Raw genomic sequence first — 5,193 nt, forward strand, 5'->3', positions numbered from 1 at the left:
TACCTTTTCACCTTCGAAGATGGTTTCTTTCACGTTCAGGTCTTTGTCTAAAATGACAAGATTTGCATAGTAGCCAACTTCAATCCTTCCCTTATCGTAAATATGTAGGTCTTGAAGTGCGTTGTATGAGGATACCTTTGCAAGTTCTTGTAGTGTACAATTGGTAAATCTTTTAAAATTTTTGACACCTTCGTTGAAAAGTAGGGTACTCCCAGCGATCGTTCCATCACTAAGTTTTGCGTGATTGTTTTTTACTGTAACTGTTAAACCACCCAATTCATATTCACCGTCTTGTAAACCCGCAGCAGCCATAGAGTCGGTTATCAATATAATTTTGTCTGCTCCTTTTATTTTATATACCAACATTACAAACTCAGGAGAGAGATGAATTCCATCACATATCATTTCTATATTAAAATCAAAATAAAAGCCAGAACCTGTTCCTCCTATGTTTCGATGATGTAGTGGTGTTAATGCGTTTGAAAAATGGGTGATTCTGGTAACTCCTGATTCGAAAGCTTTTTTGAAGATATCAAAATTAGCTGAAGTGTGGCCTAATGAGATTACTATATTCTTTTCTTTAAGATAATTTGATGCCTCAATAAAACCGTTAACCTCTGGTGCCATGGTTATTAATCTCACTTTATCGTTAATTATCTCTTTTAATTCCTCCAAAGAAGGATCTCTTATATAATGAGGGTTCTGAGCTCCTTTTTTTTCTTTGTTTATATAAGGACCTTCCAAATGAACTCCTTCAATTGAAGAACCTACATCTTCTGTATTATTCAAAACTTTTAAGATCTGTTCTTTAGAGGCTGAAACCGTTGTTGGCAAAAAAGTAGTTACACCATATGAAAAATTATTTTTTGCCCAACTTTTGAACTCTTCCTTTGTTGCATGCATCGTATCTATACCCTTTTGTGCATGGGTGTGGGGGTCTACAAAGCCTGGCATAACTATGGTATTAAAATCTCTATAACCATAATCTTTTTTTATTACTTCAGAAATCTTTTTGCCTTTTATTTCGATATCTCCGGTATATTCTCCGTTTATAGGATCCACAATTAAAACTTTTTCTAATTTCATCTTAATTTTACCTCCTACAATTTGACAGATTTCGAAAGATTCTTGGGTGAATCTGGATTGTATCCCATTTGTATCGCCTTTTTGTAACCTAAATACTGTATGGGAATGAGCCTTAAGGGAGCTTCAAAACCCTTCATATCTGGGATTTTTATATGTCCATCGGTAGAAATCACTAAGGCTTTTGCTCCCAACCCTTCTATATCATCGATCAATTCTTTCTCTTCTTTCATGCCCTTTGAGTTTAAGATAACTAACGTTTTATTTGTGAGCCTAGATATAGGACCGTGCCTGTACTCTAACGGCTCATGGTATTCAACGTACTGTAAAGCCATCTCTTGGAGCTTTAAAGCGCCTTCTTTTGAAATACCATAATTTTCATCGTACCCAAGAAAAACAAAATGTTCGTACTTTTCTAAAGCTAAATGATCAATAATCTTTTCTGAATCTTCTAAGATTTTTTCACTGAAATTATAGTAATCATTTTTTTCTATTCCGTTTAATAACATTGCCAGTATAAAAACAAAAGATCCGGTCATAACAACACTTTTTTCTGCAGTGAAATCTAAGGTTATATTCTCTTCACATTGTTGAGTAATTGAAGAATTCTTTGACGACGTTATACCTATGGTTTTCATGCCTTTTTGACTTAATTTTTTTGCGGCTAAAACAGTTTCAGTTGATTCACCGGTTCTGGTTATTAAAATTGCAACATCACTGTCTGGAATATTATCAAAAAGCATAACATGTCCCCCGGTGAGCACTTTTGCTTTATAGCCATTTTTGTTCAATATTTCTTTCATTATAAATCCAATGTTATATGAAGAACCACATCCAACCAAAAGATACTTTTTCTCCTTTGAAAAAGAAAAATCAAACTCATTTAACTTATTTAAGAGATTGGGAATTCTTCTTATTTCATCTAATGTATAGTAGTGCACTTTTATACTACCTCCTCAGAAAAATCTTATGCCTTTCTGACTATCTTGAATTTGTATTTATCCCCTCTGTAAACTGATTTAACGTATTCAATACACTTTTTATCTTCTATATAGGTATATCTCGTTCTCAATGCAGCAATAGATCCTTCACTTTGGGCCAAATATTTAGCTTGTTCTTTGTTTAAAGTTGTTACCTCGAGAGTTTCTACGGCATGAGTGAATTTTATACCATATTCGTTATTTAGTATTCTATATAACGATTCTTTTGACATATCTCTTTCTATTACGTTCAATACCCTTATATCTGCATTGGGATTCAAGTATGCTGTTTCGATTGCATAAGGCTCTTCATCTAAAAATCGAATTCTTTTTAATAGCACTACTCTCCCGTCTTTTGGAACTTTAAACTCTTCAACTAACTCGGGAGGAATTTCTATTAGCCTGTTTTCTAATACAACGGATTTAGTTGAATGGCCTTGTTTAATTGCTTCATCGGTAAAACCTGTTAGCCTGGTTAATTCTTCCTCTTGTTTTTGTCCTGTATAAAACGTACCTTGTCCTCTTTTTCTTGTTATTAACCCTTCTTTTGAGAGTTCTTCCAACGCTCTTCTTACCGTCAAACGTGAAACACCAAATTTATTGCATATCTCGTTCTCTGTCAACAACCTATCTCCTTTTTTATAATCTTCCTCTAATTCTCTTTTTAAGTCCAGATAAAGTTTATAATAGAGAGGAATAGGGGCTTCTTCCATTTTAATCTCACTCCCTTCTTATTGGTATATTCCAATTATATAATAGTTATAACAATAAGTCAAATTTAAGATTGATTTTTCTGAATTGAATGTGCTAAAATACTTGAGGAAGATTGCGGGGCGAAGGGGCGCTAAATTAGTTTGTTGAAGGAGGCTAAAAAATGCCATATTTAAAGGTAACCACAAATAAAAAGATAGATAACAAAGAAGAATTGTTAAGTATTCTTTCAAAGGAAGTTGCTAACGTTCTTGGTAAACCAGAATTTTATGTTATGGTTAGTTTAGAAGATAGTGCTCATATTCACTTTCAAGGAAGCTCAGATTTAGCAGCTTTTGTGGAATTAAGGAGCATAGGTTTGCCTGAATCACAAACAAAAGATCTCTCTAAGTTACTCTGTCAATTACTAGAGCAACAATTGAATATACCAAAAGATCGCGTGTATATAAACTTCTTAGATATTAAAAACACGATGTGGGGTTGGAAAGGGGATACATTTTAGTTTTAATGAAAAATATTTAACAAATATGCAATTGTTAATGATTTAAAAAAATTAGATAGTAGGGAGCCACCCGCCATGTATAAAGACGAATTAGAAATGCTCGTAAAATTTTTAGGGGAAGACCTATTAAAAGAAGAAAATCAAAAAAAACTTCAAGAACTTGTTTTTAACGAAATTAAAAGAAAAGAAGATTTTCAGTCAACACACGAATTACTCAAAACACTTGAAAGTTATGAGTTAAGGGACTTTTTATATTCAAAACTTTTAGAAAGTTATTTTTCTATTTTCAATATTATTTACGAAAAAGAGACCCTAAAATATGGAGACGAAAATTACAAAGTTACCATAGATAACGAAACCTTCGATTCTCTTATTGAAATACTGGATGAATCAGAAATAAATGGAGAAATTCTATTTTACCTTCTCTCTAACGATTTAAAAAAGAGAGTAGAAATAATACAACAATTGATAAGTGGAAGATCAAAAAAAGAGTGGAATGAAGAAGAATTAAAAAGTTTTGTGAAAAACTTAAAACCACTAACAACAAGGTTTCTTGAATTATTGATCGAAAAAGGGAAATTGAAGTCTGAAGAGATCATGGAAACCTTAGAATTGAAGAACAAAAAATCAGTTTCCGCCTTGGTAAGCGCTATAATCAGAAACGCTCCGAACGATAAAGAAAAATTAATTTTTAAAGACAATGATTATATATGTATTAATGAAAAGTACAGAAACAAAATTTTTGAAATTATGAATAATAAAAAATAAAAGCAGGATAAAGTTCATCCTGCTTTTATTAGCAATATATATAAATTGGATGAAAACGAATGGTGGGTGCGGTAGGGATTGAACCTACGGCCTCTTCCGCGTCAAGGAAGCGCTCTCCCACTGAGCTACGCACCCTTTTCCAATCGTATAAAGTATAACATATTTTTTTAACTCTGTCAACAAAATGCGGGCTCCTTGTCAAATATGGTTGATAGAATAGTCAAAAGAGATAATGAAAAAGGTAATACAGCCCAATATCTTATTTGAATGACAATTAATTATCGTCAAGCACGTAAGTATCTAATTTTTCTACCTTCACTTTTGAAAGAGAACCCCCCGAGTTCTCTTAAAAATTATGGCTAATTAAACTTTTATACAACCAATTAGCTCGTATAATATGTATGCTATAATTATACCGTGTATGCATGTAATTAACAACGTTTTTTGATTCAAATTCGTTTTGTGTTTAAAGCCGGCTTTCATCTTTTCCTTGAACCCCCTTCGGGGTGTTTCCTTGAACCCCTTTCGGTGTGTTCTTTTACCTGGAGAGGGTTCACGCTGTGTTCCATAAAAGCATTAAACAACAAATGATAAATTGATTTAATCAAGACTCAACCTTTATACTTCTTCATTAACAGGTTTAGGATTGAACGTTTCTTCTGGTGCAATTTTTAAAAATAGGATAATTACAATAACTGATACTATGCTTGCAAACAGTGCAATTTGATATCCCCTCATTAAATCTAAAAGAATACCATATATTTGTGCACCAACAGGTATAGATCCTCGAGCAATCAACCCCACAACCGTAAAAACACGAGATCTTACGTTGGTTGGTGTCATTTTTTGCATGTTGGTATCAATAGGTATATTTATAAAAGCATTGCTCACGCCTATTACCATAAGGTTTATGTACAAAATTATTAATAAAGTCCATGATGCACCTCCGAATTTGGTAACGATATTAGGAAAAAATAAACCTGAAATGATGAATAACATAATTGCCTCTACTATTAAACCAAGTGTCACCGATTTTTTTGGATTATTCTTAGAAAAAATAGTACCAATTAAAATACTGCCAATTAGTATCCCCACGGTAAAAGAAGATTGAGTGATTCCATACTGTTCGCTCGTAAATCCAATTTCTTG

General features: G+C 32.8%; 6 protein-coding genes and 1 tRNA gene. 2 read left to right on the top strand and 5 right to left on the bottom strand.

From position 1 onward, the window contains the following. From nagA to AA81_RS09610, 3 genes are all read right to left on the bottom strand, one after another. Positions 1–1,086, bottom strand: a 1,086-nt coding sequence (gene nagA, locus AA81_RS09600) for an N-acetylglucosamine-6-phosphate deacetylase (protein ID WP_103898902.1), incomplete at its 3' end; no start/stop codon positions are given. A 14-nt stretch (positions 1,087–1,100) separates the two neighbouring features. After that, on the bottom strand, positions 1,101–2,024 hold the full coding sequence (locus tag AA81_RS09605) for an SIS domain-containing protein (protein WP_103898903.1): 924 nt from the start codon (positions 2,022–2,024) through the stop codon (positions 1,101–1,103). 26 nt (positions 2,025–2,050) lie between these two features. Then, complete coding sequence (locus tag AA81_RS09610) at positions 2,051–2,776, bottom strand: GntR family transcriptional regulator (protein ID WP_012209353.1); 726 nt, start codon at positions 2,774–2,776, stop codon at positions 2,051–2,053. Positions 2,777–2,937: 161 nt separating this feature from the next. Here AA81_RS09610 and AA81_RS09615 point away from each other — a divergent pair, with 161 nt between their 5' ends. Then, the gene (locus tag AA81_RS09615) at positions 2,938–3,276 is read left to right on the top strand and encodes a phenylpyruvate tautomerase MIF-related protein (protein WP_012209354.1); all 339 of its coding nucleotides are present in this window, start codon (positions 2,938–2,940) and stop codon (positions 3,274–3,276) included. 75 nt (positions 3,277–3,351) lie between these two features. Continuing rightward, positions 3,352–4,044, top strand: a complete 693-nt coding sequence (locus tag AA81_RS09620) for a hypothetical protein (protein WP_103898904.1) — start codon at positions 3,352–3,354, stop codon at positions 4,042–4,044. A gap of 60 nt (positions 4,045–4,104) precedes the next feature. Here the strand turns inward: AA81_RS09620 and AA81_RS09625 are convergent. Both AA81_RS09625 and AA81_RS09630 read right to left on the bottom strand, forming a co-directional pair. Continuing rightward, a tRNA-Val gene (locus tag AA81_RS09625) sits at positions 4,105–4,179 on the bottom strand. 483 nt (positions 4,180–4,662) lie between these two features. Continuing rightward, positions 4,663–5,193: MFS transporter (locus AA81_RS09630; protein WP_146050378.1), on the bottom strand; the 531-nt coding region annotated here is incomplete at its 5' end.

Source organism: Petrotoga halophila DSM 16923 (genome assembly GCF_002924615.1).

Bases quoted from the DNA above. Each gene is read 5' to 3' on its own strand.
- AA81_RS09620 (WP_103898904.1), top strand. From the start codon at position 3,352: ATGTATAAAGACGAATTAGAAATGCTCGTAAAATTTTTAGGGGAAGAC.
- AA81_RS09615 (WP_012209354.1), top strand. From the start codon at position 2,938: ATGCCATATTTAAAGGTAACCACAAATAAAAAGATAGATAACAAAGAA.
- AA81_RS09610 (WP_012209353.1), bottom strand. From the start codon at position 2,776: ATGGAAGAAGCCCCTATTCCTCTCTATTATAAACTTTATCTGGACTTA.